Raw genomic sequence first — 17253 nt, forward strand, 5'->3', positions numbered from 1 at the left:
AATTTAAATGCTAGTTATTTAAATCACAAATTACAAATAAAAGAGTAACATTACTTTATAAGCTACTTTAAATTTACAATAGCTTAAAAAAGTGTTTGTGTAATTATGTTGTTGTTACACCAGCGTCATACTTTTTAAACACCATATAGCCATACCAAGCTATGTATACAAAACATAAAAAAGGCAATATAAAAGAGAAATTAATTTCTGATACGCCCATTATTGTGGTGTCTGATACTCCTGTACCTCCCATATCTATAATTAAACCCTGTAAAGGTGGCATTAAAGCACCACCAACAATTGCCATTATTAAACCTGCAGAACCTACTTTAGACTGGTCTTCTGTTAAGCCATCTAAAGCAATACCATAAATAGTAGGAAACATTAAAGACAAACAAAATGATACGCCCACCAAACTATACAAGCCAAACATACCATCTATAAAAATAGTACCTAAAACAAATACAATTGCCAGTACTGCAAAACCAGACAGTAGTTTACCTGCGCTCATAAAACGCAACATTGCTGTGCCAATAGCCCTACCAACTACAAAAAGTAAAAAGGCTATAATTTGATAATAGAATCCGTCTTTTAATACCTCTGTACCAAATACTGTAATATAACTTTCTTTAAAAACACCGGTATTAACCAAGCCTTCTACGTATTGATAAATATAGGTCCAACACATAATTTGTGCTCCTACGTATAGTATTTGCGCTAAAACACCCAACGCATATTTTTTATTTTTAGCTAAGTCTTTAAATGTCTCTTTTATGCTTGGCATTTTACCCTCTGTACTATTCTGAGGCATTTTACTTACCAAAAACAATACAAAAAAACCAATTAAAACTAATCCTAAAATCACATACGGGTCTCTAATAACCGCTAAATCTGATGCAGTTATAGCCGCTTTTTTAACGGAGTCTAATGCAGCAAAGTTTTCATAATCATCTGACTGTAGTTTTTCTGCCACAAAAAATTTAGCAATTAAAATACCCGCAATTAACCCAACCGGATTAAACGCTTGTGCCAAATTTAAACGCTGTGTAGCTGTTTCTTTTGCTCCCATTGCTAATGCATATGGGTTTGCTGCTGTCTCTAAAAAAGCCAAGCCAAAGGTTAAAATATACAAGCCTAAACAAAAAAACCAAAATTGCTCTGTTACTGCTGCCGGATAAAAAAGTAATGCTCCCGTTGCAAACAAGCCTAAACCAATTAACACACCTACTTTGTATGAGTATTTACGCATAAACATTGCTGCCGGTAATGCCATACAAAAGTAACCACCGTAAAAAGCCATTTGTACCATAGATGCCTGTGTATTGCTAAGTTCTAACACTTTTTTAAATGCAGATACCATAGGGTCTGTAACTGCATTAGCAAAGCCCCATAAGGCAAATAAAGAAGTAATTAAAATAAACGGAAGCAACATTTTTTTGGTTACAACAGGTACTTTGCTTGTAGTTTTCATATCGTAGTTTGTTTGGTTTTTAATTTAATGTACAATGTATTTAAAAGACAGCACGTAAACCATTTTTTTTCGACTAACAGATGGTTTTAAAGTAATTATGACGCAATAGCTACTAAAAACAAAAAAGGTTAAAACAAGCTGGTAAGCACCAAACTGTTTTAACCTTTTGTAATTTGTGTTGTGCTACTACTACAAAGTAGATGGACAAACGTATTTTGTTATATTCATATCTGCTTTACGCATAGCCGCAAAACCACCTGCAATATCTACTAAATTATGAATTCCTCTGCTTTTTAAAATAGATGCAGCAATTACAGATCTGTAACCACCAGCACAATGTATATAAAAAGTTTCTTCTTTAGGAAACTCTGCTAAATGGTTGTTTAGCATACTTAATGGTGTACTTGTAACATCTACTAAATGCTCTGACTGGTACTCGCCTACTTTACGAACATCAAAAACAGGTGCATTTTTTTCTGCAATTTCTTTTTTAGCTTCTTGTGCAGATATAGAGCGTAAGCTATCTACTTCTTTACCCGCAGCTTTCCAAGCTTCAATACCACCTTTTAAATAACCAATAGTATTATCAAAACCAACACGAGACAAGCGTGTAATTGCTTCTTTTTCTAGTCCGTCTGGTACAATCAAAACAATAGGTTGCTTAACATCTGCAATTAAAGCACCTACCCAAGGAGCAAAACTACCATTAAGTCCTATAAAAATAGATCTTGGTATGTGTTCTTCTACATATTCATTTTGGTGCCTAACATCTAAAACAATTGCATTAGTTTCATTTGCTACAACCTCTAACTCTTCTGGTGATAATGGTCTTGTACCTCTTTCTTGTACAACAGCTATATCATCATACCCCTCTTTATTCATTTTAACATTAAGCGGAAAATATTTTGGAGGAGGAGCTAAACCATCTGTAACCTCTTTTATAAATTCTTCCTTAGTCATATCTGCACGTAAGGCATAATTCATTTTCTTTTGGTTACCTAGTGTGTCTACGGTTTCTTTCATCATATTTTTACCACAAGCAGAACCTGCACCGTGAGCTGGGTACACAATAACATCATCTGCTAAAGGCATAATTTTGTTACGTAAACTATCAAACAAAAAGCCTGCTAAATCTTTTTCTGTAATTTCACCTGCTTTCTGTGCTAAATCTGGTCTACCAACATCTCCTAAAAACAATGTATCACCAGAAAAAATAGCGTGGTCTTTACCATTTTCATCACGCAATAAATAGGTTGTACTCTCCATAGTATGCCCTGGTGTATGTAATACCACAATTGTTACATTACCTACTTTAAACTCTTGTAAGTCTTCTGCTATAAGGGCATCAAAACCAGTATTTGCGTTTGGCCCAAAAACTATTGGTGCGCCAGTTGCTTTAGACAAAGAAACGTGTCCGCTAACAAAATCTGCATGAAAATGAGTTTCAAAAATATATTTTATAGTAGCATTATCTGTAGTTGCTCTTTTAATATAAGGATCTATTTCTCTTAACGGGTCTATAATTGCAACCTCGCCATTACTCTCTATATAATAAGCACCTTGTGCCAAGCATCCTGTATAAATCTGTTCTATATTCATAATCCTTTTCAATTTTGTAAACGCGTAAAACTACGTTAATTATTTTTTTTAGTTACTGATATTTATCAGTTAAAATTTTTTTGGTGTGCCACTTTGGCTCTTAACATTGATATTTCCTTTGGCTCATCAAAATACGTTACAGCTTCAGATGTTTTTACAAACAAAAACTCTCTGTGCAACTCTGTTATAATTCCGCTTGTAAAAATAATGTCTCTTGCAGGACCTATTGCTCCAGCAACATAAAACTGTATATTTTTTTCGTGAATTTCTCTAATTACTTTTTCTAGCATTTGTGCAGCACTAGAGTCTATATAATTTATGGCTTCAGCATTTAATATTACACCTTTTAGAGCGGCACCTTTTTTATGTATGTTTTTGTACAATTCTGTTTTAAAATAGCTTGCATTACCAAAATACAACTGCGCATCAAACCTAACTATTAATAAATCATCTCTTGTAATTACCTCAGTACCAAAACGGCTAACATTTTTGTAATAATCTGTACCTTTTACGTTTCCTAACACTGCAAAATGTGGTTTAGATGTTCTGTACACCATCAGCAATAATGAAAATAAAACACCCACTAAAATACCCTCTTTTATGCCTATAAAGACCGTACAAATAAATGTTGCTAGTAAAACTAAAAACTCGTCTTTACGATGTTTCCAGAGTTCTTTGGGGTAAGCTACGTCTATTAATCCAAATACAGAAACCATTATTATAGATGCTAATACTGCTTTAGGTAGATAGAAAAATAATGGTGTTAAAAATAATAACACCACCACTACCATTATTACGCTAAAAAGTGATGCTAAATTTGTTTTTGCTCCTGCCTCATAATTTATAGCAGACCTAGAAAAACTTGCTGTAACCGGAAAAGATTTAAAAAAAGAACCTACCATATTTGCAGATCCAATAGCAATTAACTCCTGATTTGGGTTTATAGTTTCTTTACCACTTTTTTCTTCTAAAGCTTTACCTATTGAAATAGCCTCTAAATAGCCAACCAAAGCTAATGTTACTGCAATTGGCCAAATATCTAATATGTTTTTTATATTTATGTTAGGTACACCAAATGAAGGTAAACCGTCTGGAATAGCACCTACTATTTTTACTCCGTATTGCTCTAGTTTAAAAAAGTAAACAGCCAAAATACCCAATACTACTACAAATAAAATAGACGGTATTTTTTTATTTATTTTTTTTACTACCACTATTATAAGTATACCAACCATACCAATGGCAAAGTCGTACATATTGGTTTCTGCTACTTTTGCAAACACATTTTTTATTAAAGTTACAAATTTGCTACTGCCCTCTATATTTGCGCCTAGTAAATGTTTAAGCTGACTAAACATAATTATAATTGCTGCACCAGATGTAAAACCACTAATTACAGGTTTAGACATAAAGTTTACTAAAAACCCCATTCTAAATAACCCCAATAAAAACTGAGTAGCACCAACCATAAAACCCAACACAATTGCCATAGCAATATAATCTTGTGTAGTGGCAAGTGACAAAGCTCCTAACCCAGCGGCTACAAGTAAAGAATCCATAGCAACAGGCCCCACAGCCAACTGCCTAGATGTTCCTAAAAAAACATACATTAAGGTAGGAAACAAGGCTGCATACAGACCATAAACCGGTGGTAAACCAGCAATCATAGCATATGCCATACCTTGAGGGATTAAAATAATACCAACGGTAAAACCTGCCAATAAGTCTTTTATAAAATCTCCTTTTTTATAGCTTTTAAGCCACGTTAGTATGGGAAAGAAATGCTGCATTAGGCAAATTTACAGTTATTGTTTATAGTATAAATAAAAATTTGAAAAATTGGGTGACAAATAATTTACTAATTAATTGGTTTTAAAAACACTTTATATTCAGCTGGCAACTTACCTATATGGCTAAACCCTTTAAATAATTTGTTTTGTGCAACATCATAAGGGTAAAATGTAATAGGCTCTATACATAACATAGTGTCTACCTCTGTCCATAACATTAACTCTTTAAAGCCTTGGGTTTCTATAGTAATAGCATTTGTATTTTGTAGTTCTGCCTTAGTAACATCTCTTAACGGGTAAGCCACACTACCTGCAGCTTTTATATCTTGTACACTAGCTTTAGTATTTTCTCCATAACTAACTTGTGTAGTACTGTTTTCGGTTTTAAAAGCAGGATGGTACCCTAACATATACGGCATACCTTCTTCTGCTGTAATTGTAAATGTGATTTTTAACCCGCTATTAGTAAGTTGGTATTTTTTTTGAAATTGAAAATCATATGGCCAGTACAATTTACTTACAGTAGATTTATTTGGGTATTTAGAATTAGTTACTTTGGTATTGGCCTTATACTCCTTTTGAAAAATTGCCGTAGTACTGCTATTTTCTACCAGTGTATATGCTAACTCTCTTAATAAACCGTGTTGGTCTTGCACAGCATCTCCTTTTGGTGTTTGTACCTTAAAATTTGCTTCTGCAGTTGGCCCAATAATAGGAAACATTTCTGTATCTGCGTTTCGCCAACCTGGATCTCCCTTTTGGTGTATAAACTCTACATCATTAACAATGTAATTTACCAGTTCACCTTTATCAATCTTAACGGTTTGGTTTGCTAATTTTAGTGTTATCATGCTAAAAAATTATAGCACACAAGTTACTATTTTATATCAAAATAGACTTTATCTTCTTCGGTAATTTGCCTTTTAACCACACAAGGATTACCTACTGCAACTACATTACTAGGAATATTTTTAGTTACTACACTCCCAGAACCAATAACACTATTAGCACCAATAGTTACTCCTGGGTTTATAACAACGTTACCGCCAACCCATACATTACTACCAATAGTTATAGGTAAAGCGTGCTCATAATGTTTGTTTCTAATACTGTGGTGTATGGGGTGTGTTGCGGTATACATTGCAACATTAGGACCTAGCATTACATTGTCTCCTATGGTAACTTTTGCACAGTCTAAAATAGTAAGGTTATAATTGGCAAAAAAGTTAGCGCCAATTTCTATATTATAACCATAATCACACCTAAAAGGCGGCTCTATATAGAACCGCTTAGGAGTTTTACTTAAAAGCTCTATTAAGTCTTGCTTTTGCTCTTTTATTTGTGTGGGCCTGCGAGAGTTAAAATTAAAAACAATTTCTTTTGCTTTTAAACGCTCTGCTGCTAATTGTTTATCGTAAGGAGAATACGGCTTACCAGAAAGCATTTTTTCTTTTTCACTCTGCATATGCACTAACCTTTATTCTATAAAGTTTTGTTCTCTCATCCAATCATCATTAAACATTTTACCAACATACCTACTTCCGTGATCGTGAAAAAGTACCACAACTACATCATCTTTTGTAAAATGTTCTTTTAACTGCAACACACCTTTAATAGCGGCACCTGCACTATTGCCTAAAAACATACCTTCTTCTTTAGCCAAGCGTTGCGTGTATACAGCAGCATCTTTGTCGGTTACTTTTGTAAAACCATCAATAATACTAAAATCTACATTTTTAGGTAAAATATCTTCACCAATACCTTCTGTTATGTATGGGTAAATCTCGTTTTCATCAAACTCGCCCGTCTCATGGTATTTTTTAAATACAGAACCATAGGTATCTACACCCCAAACTTTTACATTAGGATTTTTAGATTTTAGGTATTTACCAACACCAGATATAGTACCACCAGTACCAACACCAACAACAAAATGTGTTATTTTACCTTCTGTTTGCTCCCAAATTTCAGGACCTGTACTTAAAAAATGTGCTTTAGCGTTAGACGGATTGTCATATTGATTTACATACCATGAATTTGGTATTTCTTCTCCTAAACGTTTAGAAACAGAGTAGTAAGAACGTGGATCCTCTGGCTCTACCGCTGTAGGGCAAACAACAACCTCTGCTCCTACTGCTTTTAAAATATCTACTTTTTCTTTAGACTGTTTATCTGCCATTACAAAAATACATTTGTATCCTTTTATTATAGCAGCCAATGCTAATCCCATTCCTGTATTACCAGAAGTACCTTCTATTATTGTTCCGCCTGGTTTAAGTCTTCCGTCTGCCTCTGCATCTTCAATCATCTGTAAAGCCATACGGTCTTTTACAGAATTCCCAGGATTAAAAGTTTCGTATTTAGACAATACCAAACAAGGTAATTCTTCTGTTAGTTTATTTAATTTAACTAATGGTGTATTACCAATAGTCTCTAAAATATTCTCTGCGTAATTCATTTAAATCGTTTCTATTTAAGTGCAAAGATAAATTAATGACACAGAAAAATAACTAAACCTAAAGTTATTGTTAGATTATGTATGTTGTTAGCCTACTCAAACTTAATAGACTTTACTGGACTTATTCTTGTAATTATGTAAGATGGTAGTAACAACATAAGCAAACAAAGTAGCATTACACCTATGTTTAAAATTAATACTGTAACAGCATCTATATGCACAGGTATGTACTCTATATAGTATTCTTTAGGGTCTGCAAAAGTTAAAAACTTAAATTTATTTTGTAACCACAACAAGCCTAAACCTATTAAATTGCCCCAAAAAAGCCCAATTGCAATTAAGTAAACTGCATTGTATAAAAACACTTTACGTACACTCCAATTTGCAGCACCAAGAGCTTTTAAAATACCTATCATTTGTGTGCGCTCTAAAATTAAAACCAACAGAGCAGTTATCATATTAATACCGCCAACAATTATCATAATACCAATAATAAGTGCCACATTAAAATCAAACAAACCTATCCACTCAAAAATACTACGGTATTTATCTTTTATATTGCTAGAGTCTAATGTAGAAACCGTAGTGCCGTAAATTTCTTTGCTTTTTTGGTCTATAGCATCAAAACTATTTAAAAAGACTTCAAAACTACCAACTTGGTCTTTGCTCCATTTATTAATACGTTGTATATGGCGTATGTCTACAAAAACATACGTGCCATCAAATTCTTCAAAACCACTATCATACAAACCAACAATAGTAAAATTTCTGCGGTTTGGTGTTTGTGATGGGTTGTTGTCTTTTAAAAAGAAGGTAGAAAAGGTATCGCCAACCTTTAACTGTAACTTATTAGCAATTAATGAAGACACCAAAACTTCTTCATTTAATTTATCATTGTAATTAGGCAACCTACCAGCTACTACATACTCTTTAAAAACATCCCAATTATAATCTTTGCCTACGCCTTTTGCTATTATACCTTCAAAAGTATCATCTGTAATAATTATACCTCCTTTATTGGCTATGGCTTGTACGTGAGTAATACCGTCTATATTTTTAAATTCTGGGTAAAATTCTTGATTTATAGACACAGGAACAACAGACACATCTGAGGTGTTATTGTCATAATTAAAAATTTGAATATGCCCATTAAAAGCGGCTACTTTTTCTCTTACCTTTTCTTTTAAGCCATCTCCTGTTGCAATAGCAAAAAGCATCATAATTACGCTCAATGCAATTGCTACAATAGCAATTTTTATTATTGGCGCAGATATACTACTTTTATTCTCTTTACCTTTAATTAGGCGTTTAGTAATAAAAAATTCTAAGTTCAATTTATGGCAATTTTATCCGGTTTCAAAAGTACAGTTTTATTATGGTTTTTAATACTTTCTGCTTGCGGAAACGCCCCAAAAGCTAATTTTACAGCCAATACAGAAGAAAAACCTACAATTATACCCCCTAAAAAAATTGTAGTTGCAGCTAATAAAACTAATGATTACTTGCCATTATTAGAAGGTAAAAAGGTTGCAATTGTTGCCAACCAAACTAGTGTAATTTTTAAAACAGACAGCACCTACACGCATATTGTAGATTCTTTACAAACATTGCAGATTAATATAAAAAAAGTTTTTGCTCCAGAACACGGTTTTAGAGGCAAGGTAGATGCTGGTGAACACGTAAAAGATGGCGTAGACACTAAAACTGGTTTACCTTTAATATCACTATACGGTAAAAATAGAAAGCCAAATAATACACAGTTAAAAGATATTGATGTGGTGCTTTTTGATATACAAGATGTTGGTGTACGCTTTTACACTTACATAGCTACATTGCAATTGGTTATGGAAGCTTGTGCAGAAAACAACATTAAAGTTGTGGTATTAGATAGGCCAAACCCAAACGGACATTATGTAGACGGACCAACTATGGAAACTGAACATAGAGGCTTTTTAGGAATGACAAATATTCCGTTAGTATACGGAATGACCATTGCAGAATATGCTACAATGATAAATGAAGAAGGCTGGTTAAATGGCAATAAAAAAGCCGACTTAACTATAATTAAGCTTAATAATTATGAGCACACAAGTGATTATAATTTACCTATTAGGCCTTCTCCTAACCTACCAAACAATACTGCAATTACACTATACCCTAGTTTAGGTTTGTTTGAAGGTATGAACATTAACGCTGGCCGTGGTACAGAGTTTCAGTTTCAGCGTTATGGTGCTCCTTTTTTAGACAGTACAAAATATGGCTTTACTTATACTCCGCAACCTAATTTTGGATCTAAAAACCCAAAACACAAAGGGAAACTATGTTATGGTAATGACTTGTCTAAATCTGAAAGAATGAACACTATGACATTAAAATGGATTATAGATGCTTATGAAAATAGTACTGATAAAAGCAACGTATTTTTAACAAGCGGATTTACAAAACACGCTGGTACAGATAAATTGCAAAAACAAATAGAATCTGGTATGTCTGAATCTGAAATTAAAAAGACTTGGCAACCAGCTATTGAAGAGTTTAAAAAAATAAGAGCTAAATACCTTATTTACAACTAAGTTTTAGTTGTAGGTTTCCTATATTTATGAAAGGGTTGCTTTAGCAGCCCTTTTATACTTGCATTCTCTACCTCATCTGGAAAAGTATCTACACCATATACAATACTATCACGGTCTAATTTCATAAATGTACCAAACAACCTATCCCAAACTGAGAAAATGTTGCCGTAATTGGAGTCGGTATAAGGCAAAACATAATGATGATGCACTTTGTGCATATCTGGAGATACTAAAAAATAACTTATAACCTCATCTACCCTCTTAGGTAGTTTAATGTTAGCGTGTCCAAATTGTGTAGCAACTAATGATAAAGATTGATATAACATTACAACACCCATTGGTGCACCAACAATAAAAACACCTGCTAAAGTAAACACAAAACGTATTACGCTCTCTAACGGGTGGTGCCTGTTTGCTGTAGTAGTGTCTACATTATGGTCTGTATGGTGAACCAAATGTACCATCCACAACGGTTTTACTTTATGCTCTGTAAAGTGTGCTAGGTAAGCGCCAAAAAAATCTAGTAACATTACACCTATTATCACATACAACCATAAAGGCATTTGTGGTAACCAATTTATAATCCCAAAGTTATTTACAACAGTCCAATCACTTGTTTTAAGCAATAAAAAAGCGAGCAAAAAATTTATTACAACGGTAGTAAAAGTAAAAAACAAATTAGGCAATGCGTGTCGCCATTTTTTATACGTAAAACTTTGTAACGGTAAAATACCTTCTAAAAGCCAAAAAAATGTAATACCACCAACTAAAATAAAGCTACGGTGAGCAGACGGTATGGTTTCAAAATATGTAATTATACTTTCCATCTTCTAAATATAAAAAAAACCGTTAACTTTTTAGTTAACGGTTTGTATATAAAAGCATAATTACTACACTTTAATTCTCTTTTTCATTTCTTCTACAATATTATAAGCAGCCGGACAAATAGCAATATTTTTCATTGTTAAATTACTTATTTGCTGAAACTTTTTACGGTCTGTATGCGGAAACTCTCTGCACGCCTTTGGCCTTACATCATATATAGAGCAATAATTATCTGAGCCTAAAAAGGTGCAGGGTACACTTTGCAATACATAATCATTCTCTTCATCTATACGTAAATAGTTTTCTATAAACTGCTGTGGTTTTTGCCTAAAAAATTTTGCAATGCGCTCTACATCTGCATTGGTAAATAAAGGCCCTGTTGTTTTACAGCAGTTGGCACAAGTAAGGCAATCTGTTTTAGTAAACTCCTCTTCATGAAGTTCTTGCATTACATAATCTAAATTTTTTGGCGGCTTTTTTTTAAGTTTGGTAAAAAACTTTTTATTCTCGTTTTGCTTTTGTTTCGCCTTTTTGGGTAGTTCTTTTAAAACTTCTTTCATTATTTTAATAAACTCATAGCTGTTTCATACAAATCTCTGCTCCAAGCCTCAGAAGCAGCTCCTATTTCTTTGCTAAGCACTTGTTGTTTTGATATTATTTTTTTTCCAACCTCAGAGTTGTAATATGCATTAAGCTCTTGTTTTTGTTCCTCTGTCATTTTTGTTCTGTCTGCTAGCATTTGTTTAGCAGCTTCACCTCTATAAAAGCCTAACATTTCTTTAATATCTTCTTGTGTAAAATGTTTTGTATATACTACTTCTAAATCGTTTAAAATTTCAGCTACAGCCTTACTTTTATTATCATTTAAATATTTGTAAGCATCTGCATTCTTATCTGTTTTTGGATGATTTTTATGCAACATTGTAAGTAATTGGTCATACGCATACTGGTATTGAGCCGCAGAACCATTGGCTTTTAAATACGTTGCTACCAAACTATTATCTTTTTTTGTTTGTGCAATACCATTTGTTGCAAAAAAAAGAACTAAAACTAATGCAATACCAAGTTGTTTCATATAAAATACTTTCTAATGTTGTTAAAAAATGCCACTTTTGTTGGCTAAAATACAAATAAAATGGGAAGCGATATTTTTGGTGCCGCAATGTTAGATTATCTTAATAATACCTACAAAGAAGATATTGTAACGCGTTCCTCTATTTCTGAAGATGATACAATTCCCGTGCCATACCTTTTTAGGAGTTATGCAGAAATGCCAATTATAGAGCAAAAAGCACTAAATTTAAGTAAAGGAAAAGTTTTAGATATTGGTTGTGGCGCTGGTAGCCATAGCTTGTATTTACAAAATAAAAATATAGATGTTACCGCTTTAGACTCATCTAAAGGAGCCATAGAAGCTTGTAAAAAAAGAGGCATATCTAAAACCATAAATGCTAAAATACTAGAGCACAACTCTACTACATATGATACTCTTTTACTACTAATGAATGGTATTGGTATTGTAGGCGAGCTAAATAAGCTAGGAGACTACCTACAACACTTAAAATCTTTATTAAATACAAACGGACAATTGCTACTAGATTCTAGTGACATAATTTATATGTTTGAGGAAGATGAAGATGGCGGCTACTGGATTCCTCCTGGTAAAGATTATTATGGAGAGGTAGATTACGAAATGCAATACAAAAATGAAAAAAGCGACACTTTTCCTTGGTTATATTTGGATTACAACACACTACAACGCGCTGCTATTTTAAATGGTTTTAATTGTGAATTGATAGTTGAAGGAGAACATTACGACTATTTAGCTAAACTTACTGTTGCTAAGCAATAGAAGTGCCCTTTTATACGTTTGTAAGTAGGGTTTTGTTGCAACTAATTGTTAGTTATAAAAAGATATATATGAAGAATTTTAGCGCTTTACTATTTGCTGTTTTGTTAGTTGTTAGCTGTTCTAGTACAGATGACAGTACCTCAGAACAAAAAGGAGGAACAAATAAAACATCTAACCTGCAAGGCTCTGGAGATTCTGCAAATGAAATATTATCTAACAATACCTATAGTAAATTAGCATTAGAAATTGTGTACGTTGAAGGTTTTAGACCTAATGATGCATCTTTGGCTAATTTTACAGATTTTATTAATGACATTACCTTTAAAAACGAAATTACAACTACTTACAAGCAAGTTTCTTCTCCTAATGAAGAAGACTTAACTATAGAGGAAATAGCAAAGCTAGAAACAGATAATAGAACTGTTTATAATACAGATGATACTTTAGCTATTTACATTTACTTTGCAGATGCACCGTCTAATAATGATGATGAAGAAACAAACTCTGTTACTTTAGGCGCTGTATACCGTAACACATCCATGGTTATTTACGAATCTACAATTAAAGATTTAGCCGCTAAAAGTGCTTTAGTATCAGAAACATCTGTAGAAACTGCAACACTCCAACATGAGCTTGGCCACTTAATGGGTTTAGTTAACCTTGGTACAGAAATGGTACACCCGCATGAAGGCGAAACTACAAACGATGATGGTGAAACTGTGGGTAGTAACCACTGCAATGTAGAAGATTGTTTAATGAACGCAAAACTAGAGTTTGGTGCTGGTATGAAAAAAATGCTTATTGCTAGTAAAAACGGACTACCTACACTAGATGCAGAATGCTTAGCAGATTTAAAAGCTAACGGCGGCAGGTAATTACTTTAGCATTTACTATTTTGCAAATAATTGATTTAAATCTTTAAAAGCTTTAAACTCTAGCGCATTACCAGCAGGATCATAAAAAAACATAGTTGCTTGTTCTCCGGTTTCTCCTTTAAACCTTACATAAGGCTCTATTACAAAAGTTACTCCTTTTGCTTTTAAGTCTTTAGAAAAATTCTCAAAAGTTTCCCAAGGTAATACTACACCATAATGTGGTACAGGTACATTTTTACCATCTACAGCATTAGTATGCAATTCTTCTGTTTCTGTTTTTGGCTTGTAGTGTATTACCAATTGGTGACCAAACAAATTAAAATCTACCCAATGGTCACTACTTCTTCCTTCTGGACACTCTAAAACATCTCTGTAAAAAGTTCTACATTCCTCTAAATTATGTACAGGTATTGCTATGTGAAAAGGTGCTATTGGGTATTTCATAATATCTATTTTATTTAAGCTTCTTTTAAAAATGACAGGACAGCATTACTAACTTCATCTTGGTGTAATGAGTGGCCATAACCTTCTGTTACCAGTAATTTACTAGTAGTCCAATTTTTATGCACTAATTCAGAGTCTGAACAAGGAGCTATTAAATCTAACCTATCATGTACTAGTAACCCTTTTTTAGTGTTCTGCTTTGCGTACTCTGAAATAGAAAAATCCTCTGGCAAAAAATTAAACTTTTCAAATATAAATTCTTTTAAACTGTTAAAAACAGCATTATTAAACTTTAACATTGCCTTGTAATTTTTTAGTATGGTATAAAACTCAGACGGAGCTCCTAATATTACAAGTTTTTCTACAAAAGTATTGTTGTATTTGTAATTATTGTACAAGGTAGTCATACCTCCTACACTGTGGCCTATAATATGTTTTGGCTGGTATTTGGTTATTAATGCTTGCGCTACTTCTGTATAAATTGGCACGTGCAAAACAGTACCTGTAGAGTTACCATGTGCTGGTGCATCAAAAGCAATAATATTGTAATTTTCTTTAGTTAGGTAACCTATCAAATTTCGCCATCTAAACACATTACTTTCCCAACCGTGTAACAACAAAATTGTTTCTTTTTCTCCAGGCCATTGGTATACTTGCAAATCTATATTTGCGGTAGTTACCACTTCTTTTTTTGCGTTGTTTAAAAACTCTTTTTGGTGTGGTAATACCTTACCTTTTCTTGGCGTACAAAAAAGATAAAATGCTTTTTTAGCTGCAGTCTTTGTAGAGAATACAGAAAGCACATTAAAATATGCACCATAAGCTATAGGTATAATTTTACTTAGCATTTTTTTCATAAAAAAGGTGTAGGCTAGTATAAATAGGGGTTAATCTTCTTCTCTATGTACCGTATCAATAGAAAAAGCTGGGGTACATATAGAAATATACTCACAAGGAGCATCAAAAGGGTTTGCGTATTGTACGCGTGTATTTTTCTCTATACGTATAGATTGTCCTTGTTCTAAAACAACGAGTTCACCAGCTATAGTAAATTGTTTTTTTCCCTTAATAATATAAGTATACTCTGTAAACTCAGGAGTCTGAAAAGGCTCTGACCAACCTGGTGGTGCTACCATATGAGCAATACTCATATCTTGCTGTTTATTAGTTGCTCCGCCAAAATGTTCTTCTATTAATTTACCATCTGTAGTAGGCACAACAAAAGGCTCTGTTTGTATGGTATACTTCTTTTTCATACTATTCCCAATCTATCATTAAGTATTTTATTTTAGCAGCGTCTGGTATCTGTATTGCTTCAATATTGGTATTATTACTGTAGCGTAAGTTCTCTGGCAGCTCTTTTTTATCAATAGTAAAATACACATCACTATCTTTTATAAAAAGTACAACATTATTCATAGAGGTTAATACTTTTCTTATAGTGTAATTATCCTTAATATCTTTAAAAGTACTAAGTAAATTAACCCCTTTTTCTGTAGTGTAACGCGGGTCTAAAACTCTAATATTGTCTATAATAGTATCGTTACTAATACTTACTGTAAATAATGGTTTACCTCCTTTTTCGTAAATATGCTCTTTGCGCATACTTGCACTTAATTGTATTGCATTATCTTTTACAATAGAGTCTGATGCGTAAATTGTTTCTATATCATTAGCAGAATTATTTTTACTTAACTTTCCAAAACTAGTTGTAGTTATTAAAAATTCTGAATCTGTACCTTTTCCGCATTTAGCTGCTAAAATTGCTACTGCAACTAAGCAGGTAATTGTAATTTTTTTCATTTAAAATATGTAGTTAGTAAGTAGGTTTATTTTTTATTTAGCGTAACACTTTTTTAAGCACACCTAACATACCTCTTATAAAAGTAGCGCTGGTTAACACTTTTACAATAGGGTTTTGCCTTGTACTTCTAGAACGACTACTAGTACGTTTTGCTGCTGGTTTTTCTTTTTCTTTTGCTGCTATTTGCTCTGCCTTTTCAATTTTATCATTTAGCATTTCATAAGCACTTTCTCTATCTATACTATCATTGTATTTTTTAACTAGAGAAGATGAGTCTATAACTTCTTTTAACTCTTTTGCAGTTAAAACGTCCATACGGCTCATAGGTGCACGCAACATTGTAGCTGCTAATGGTGTTGGCCTTCCTTTTTCATCTAAAGCAGATATTAAAGCTTCTCCTATACCTAAAGATGTTAATACATCTTCTGTATTGTAATACTCACTATCTGGGTAATTTTGCGCAGCTAACTTAATAGCTTTTCTATCTTTTGCTGTAAATGCACGTAATGCGTGTTGCACTTTTAACCCTAGTTGTGCCAAAACATCTTCTGGTACATCTGCAGGGTTTTGTGTTACAAAATATACACCAATACCTTTAGAACGTATTAATTTTACTATACTTTCTATCTGGTTTAATAATGCTTTAGATGCTTCATCAAAAATTAAGTGAGCCTCATCTATAAACAATACTAGTTCTGGTTTATCACTATCTCCTTGTTCAGGAAAAGTATCATAAATTTCAGCCAATAGACTTAGCATAAAAGTTGAAAACAACTTTGGCCTATCTTGTATATCTGTTAATCTTAAAATATTAATGTATCCTCTACCATTTTCATCAATCCTAGTTAAATCATCTACCTCAAAAGATTTTTCACCAAAAAATAAATCGGCTCCTTGCTGTTCTAACTCTATTATTTTTCTAAGAATTGAACCTGTAGAAGCAGAAGAAATTCTTCCGTAGCTTTCTTTAAACTCTGCCTTACCCTCTTCTGTAGCGTACTGTAGTACTTTTTTAAAATCTTTAAGGTCTAAAAGTGGCAATTTATTATCATCACAATACTTAAAAATAACTGCAACAATACCTTCTTGCGTTACTGTTAAGTCTAAAATTCTAGAAAGCAACACCGGACCAAATTCAGATACTGTAGCTCTTAACTTTACACCATCTTGCTCAGACAACGATAAAATTTCTACAGGAAAACTTTTAGCGTTAAAAGGCAAACCTATTTTAGCATGGCGTTCATCTATTTTAGGATGTCCTGCACTTGGTTGTGCTATACCACTTAAATCTCCTTTTAAATCCATTAACATAACTGGCACACCTTTATCTGACAAGTTTTCTGCCAATACCTGTAACGTTTTTGTTTTGCCTGTACCTGTAGCACCTGCAATTAAACCGTGACGATTAAGTGTTTTTAAAGGTACTTTTACAAACGCATTTGTAACGGTTTCACCGTCTACAATACCAGCGCCCATAGTTATAAAGTCTCCTTTTGTAGCGTATCCTTTTTCTATATCTGCTAAAAACTTTTCCTTGGTGCTCATTTCTTAAAATTTTGATA

General features: G+C 33.1%; 18 protein-coding genes. 3 read left to right on the forward strand and 15 right to left on the reverse strand.

What is annotated here, in order from left to right:
• Positions 1 to 103: 103 nt before the first annotated feature.
• The 7 genes from fucP to JM80_RS15815 form a co-directional block, all read right to left on the reverse strand.
• Complete coding sequence (gene fucP / locus JM80_RS15785; protein WP_144711033.1) at positions 104 to 1471, reverse strand: L-fucose:H+ symporter permease; 1368 nt, start codon at positions 1469 to 1471, stop codon at positions 104 to 106.
• Between the two features lie 189 nt (positions 1472 to 1660).
• Positions 1661 to 3070, reverse strand: coding sequence for a rhodanese-like domain-containing protein (locus tag JM80_RS15790; RefSeq protein WP_144711035.1), 1410 nt, complete (start codon positions 3068 to 3070; stop codon positions 1661 to 1663).
• Between the two features lie 65 nt (positions 3071 to 3135).
• Positions 3136 to 4860 carry a SulP family inorganic anion transporter gene (locus JM80_RS15795; RefSeq protein WP_144711037.1) on the reverse strand — a complete coding sequence of 575 codons (1725 nt, stop codon included), beginning with the start codon at positions 4858 to 4860 and terminating at the stop codon, positions 3136 to 3138.
• A 68-nt stretch (positions 4861 to 4928) separates the two neighbouring features.
• Complete coding sequence (locus tag JM80_RS15800) at positions 4929 to 5711, reverse strand: aldose 1-epimerase (RefSeq protein ID WP_144711039.1); 783 nt, start codon at positions 5709 to 5711, stop codon at positions 4929 to 4931.
• Positions 5712 to 5737: 26 nt separating this feature from the next.
• The gene (locus tag JM80_RS15805) at positions 5738 to 6325 is read right to left on the reverse strand and encodes a sugar O-acetyltransferase (RefSeq protein WP_034642723.1); all 588 of its coding nucleotides are present in this window, start codon (positions 6323 to 6325) and stop codon (positions 5738 to 5740) included.
• Positions 6326 to 6337: 12 nt separating this feature from the next.
• Positions 6338 to 7318: a PLP-dependent cysteine synthase family protein gene (locus JM80_RS15810; RefSeq protein ID WP_013621769.1), complete on the reverse strand. Its 981-nt coding sequence runs from the start codon at positions 7316 to 7318 to the stop codon at positions 6338 to 6340.
• Between the two features lie 92 nt (positions 7319 to 7410).
• Positions 7411 to 8652: an FtsX-like permease family protein gene (locus tag JM80_RS15815; RefSeq protein ID WP_034642725.1), complete on the reverse strand. Its 1242-nt coding sequence runs from the start codon at positions 8650 to 8652 to the stop codon at positions 7411 to 7413.
• 3 nt (positions 8653 to 8655) lie between these two features.
• Between JM80_RS15815 and JM80_RS15820 the strand changes: the two genes are divergently transcribed.
• Entirely contained in the window at positions 8656 to 9891 is a 1236-nt protein-coding gene (locus tag JM80_RS15820; protein ID WP_038506163.1) for an exo-beta-N-acetylmuramidase NamZ domain-containing protein, read from the forward strand.
• On the opposite strand, the gene JM80_RS15825 is transcribed toward JM80_RS15820, so the two are convergent.
• From JM80_RS15825 to JM80_RS15835, 3 genes are all read right to left on the reverse strand, one after another.
• Positions 9888 to 10718 carry a sterol desaturase family protein gene (locus tag JM80_RS15825; protein ID WP_013621766.1) on the reverse strand — a complete coding sequence of 277 codons (831 nt, stop codon included), beginning with the start codon at positions 10716 to 10718 and terminating at the stop codon, positions 9888 to 9890. The two genes, JM80_RS15820 and JM80_RS15825, sit on opposite strands and share 4 nt — an antisense overlap.
• Positions 10719 to 10781: 63 nt before the next feature.
• A complete protein-coding gene (locus JM80_RS15830; protein ID WP_089118338.1) occupies positions 10782 to 11276 on the reverse strand; it encodes a YkgJ family cysteine cluster protein in 495 nt (164 codons plus the stop codon).
• A complete protein-coding gene (locus JM80_RS15835; protein ID WP_013621764.1) occupies positions 11276 to 11791 on the reverse strand; it encodes a DUF2059 domain-containing protein in 516 nt (171 codons plus the stop codon). Before JM80_RS15835 ends, JM80_RS15830 begins: the two co-directional genes overlap by 1 nt.
• Before the next feature lie 60 nt (positions 11792 to 11851).
• Here JM80_RS15835 and JM80_RS15840 point away from each other — a divergent pair, with 60 nt between their 5' ends.
• Complete coding sequence (locus JM80_RS15840) at positions 11852 to 12568, forward strand: bifunctional 2-polyprenyl-6-hydroxyphenol methylase/3-demethylubiquinol 3-O-methyltransferase UbiG (RefSeq protein WP_013621763.1); 717 nt, start codon at positions 11852 to 11854, stop codon at positions 12566 to 12568.
• 68 nt (positions 12569 to 12636) lie between these two features.
• On the forward strand, positions 12637 to 13443 hold the full coding sequence (locus JM80_RS15845) for a hypothetical protein (protein WP_038506155.1): 807 nt from the start codon (positions 12637 to 12639) through the stop codon (positions 13441 to 13443).
• Between the two features lie 15 nt (positions 13444 to 13458).
• Here JM80_RS15845 and JM80_RS15850 read toward each other — a convergent pair whose 3' ends face one another.
• From JM80_RS15850 to JM80_RS15870, 5 genes are read right to left on the reverse strand one after another with little or no spacing between them, the layout of a single operon-like run.
• The gene (locus tag JM80_RS15850; protein ID WP_013621761.1) at positions 13459 to 13887 is read right to left on the reverse strand and encodes a VOC family protein; all 429 of its coding nucleotides are present in this window, start codon (positions 13885 to 13887) and stop codon (positions 13459 to 13461) included.
• 14 nt (positions 13888 to 13901) lie between these two features.
• A complete protein-coding gene (locus JM80_RS15855; protein WP_144711041.1) occupies positions 13902 to 14744 on the reverse strand; it encodes an alpha/beta fold hydrolase in 843 nt (280 codons plus the stop codon).
• A gap of 30 nt (positions 14745 to 14774) precedes the next feature.
• On the reverse strand, positions 14775 to 15143 hold the full coding sequence (locus tag JM80_RS15860) for a cupin domain-containing protein (RefSeq protein WP_013621759.1): 369 nt from the start codon (positions 15141 to 15143) through the stop codon (positions 14775 to 14777).
• A gap of 1 nt (position 15144) precedes the next feature.
• A complete protein-coding gene (locus tag JM80_RS15865) occupies positions 15145 to 15690 on the reverse strand; it encodes a hypothetical protein (RefSeq protein WP_013621758.1) in 546 nt (181 codons plus the stop codon).
• A gap of 37 nt (positions 15691 to 15727) precedes the next feature.
• Entirely contained in the window at positions 15728 to 17236 is a 1509-nt protein-coding gene (locus JM80_RS15870) for a helicase HerA-like domain-containing protein (RefSeq protein WP_013621757.1), read from the reverse strand.
• Between the last annotated feature and the right edge of the window lie 17 nt (positions 17237 to 17253).

The sequence above is a fragment of the Cellulophaga sp. RHA_52 genome (assembly GCF_007827205.1).
GTDB lineage: Bacteria > Bacteroidota > Bacteroidia > Flavobacteriales > Flavobacteriaceae > Cellulophaga > Cellulophaga lytica.

What these genes read in the sequence shown, in the direction of transcription:
- fucP (WP_144711033.1), bottom strand. Translation starts at nt 1,471, where the DNA reads ATGAAAACTACAAGCAAAGTACCTGTTGTAACCAAAAAAATGTTGCTT.
- JM80_RS15790 (WP_144711035.1), bottom strand. Translation starts at nt 3,070, where the DNA reads ATGAATATAGAACAGATTTATACAGGATGCTTGGCACAAGGTGCTTAT.
- JM80_RS15795 (WP_144711037.1), bottom strand. Translation starts at nt 4,860, where the DNA reads ATGCAGCATTTCTTTCCCATACTAACGTGGCTTAAAAGCTATAAAAAA.
- JM80_RS15800 (WP_144711039.1), bottom strand. Translation starts at nt 5,711, where the DNA reads ATGATAACACTAAAATTAGCAAACCAAACCGTTAAGATTGATAAAGGT.
- JM80_RS15805 (WP_034642723.1), bottom strand. Translation starts at nt 6,325, where the DNA reads ATGCAGAGTGAAAAAGAAAAAATGCTTTCTGGTAAGCCGTATTCTCCT.
- JM80_RS15810 (WP_013621769.1), bottom strand. Translation starts at nt 7,318, where the DNA reads ATGAATTACGCAGAGAATATTTTAGAGACTATTGGTAATACACCATTA.
- JM80_RS15820 (WP_038506163.1), top strand. Translation starts at nt 8,656, where the DNA reads ATGGCAATTTTATCCGGTTTCAAAAGTACAGTTTTATTATGGTTTTTA.
- JM80_RS15825 (WP_013621766.1), bottom strand. Translation starts at nt 10,718, where the DNA reads ATGGAAAGTATAATTACATATTTTGAAACCATACCGTCTGCTCACCGT.
- JM80_RS15830 (WP_089118338.1), bottom strand. Translation starts at nt 11,276, where the DNA reads ATGAAAGAAGTTTTAAAAGAACTACCCAAAAAGGCGAAACAAAAGCAA.
- JM80_RS15835 (WP_013621764.1), bottom strand. Translation starts at nt 11,791, where the DNA reads ATGAAACAACTTGGTATTGCATTAGTTTTAGTTCTTTTTTTTGCAACA.
- JM80_RS15840 (WP_013621763.1), top strand. Translation starts at nt 11,852, where the DNA reads ATGGGAAGCGATATTTTTGGTGCCGCAATGTTAGATTATCTTAATAAT.
- JM80_RS15845 (WP_038506155.1), top strand. Translation starts at nt 12,637, where the DNA reads ATGAAGAATTTTAGCGCTTTACTATTTGCTGTTTTGTTAGTTGTTAGC.
- JM80_RS15850 (WP_013621761.1), bottom strand. Translation starts at nt 13,887, where the DNA reads ATGAAATACCCAATAGCACCTTTTCACATAGCAATACCTGTACATAAT.
- JM80_RS15855 (WP_144711041.1), bottom strand. Translation starts at nt 14,744, where the DNA reads ATGAAAAAAATGCTAAGTAAAATTATACCTATAGCTTATGGTGCATAT.
- JM80_RS15860 (WP_013621759.1), bottom strand. Translation starts at nt 15,143, where the DNA reads ATGAAAAAGAAGTATACCATACAAACAGAGCCTTTTGTTGTGCCTACT.
- JM80_RS15865 (WP_013621758.1), bottom strand. Translation starts at nt 15,690, where the DNA reads ATGAAAAAAATTACAATTACCTGCTTAGTTGCAGTAGCAATTTTAGCA.
- JM80_RS15870 (WP_013621757.1), bottom strand. Translation starts at nt 17,236, where the DNA reads ATGAGCACCAAGGAAAAGTTTTTAGCAGATATAGAAAAAGGATACGCT.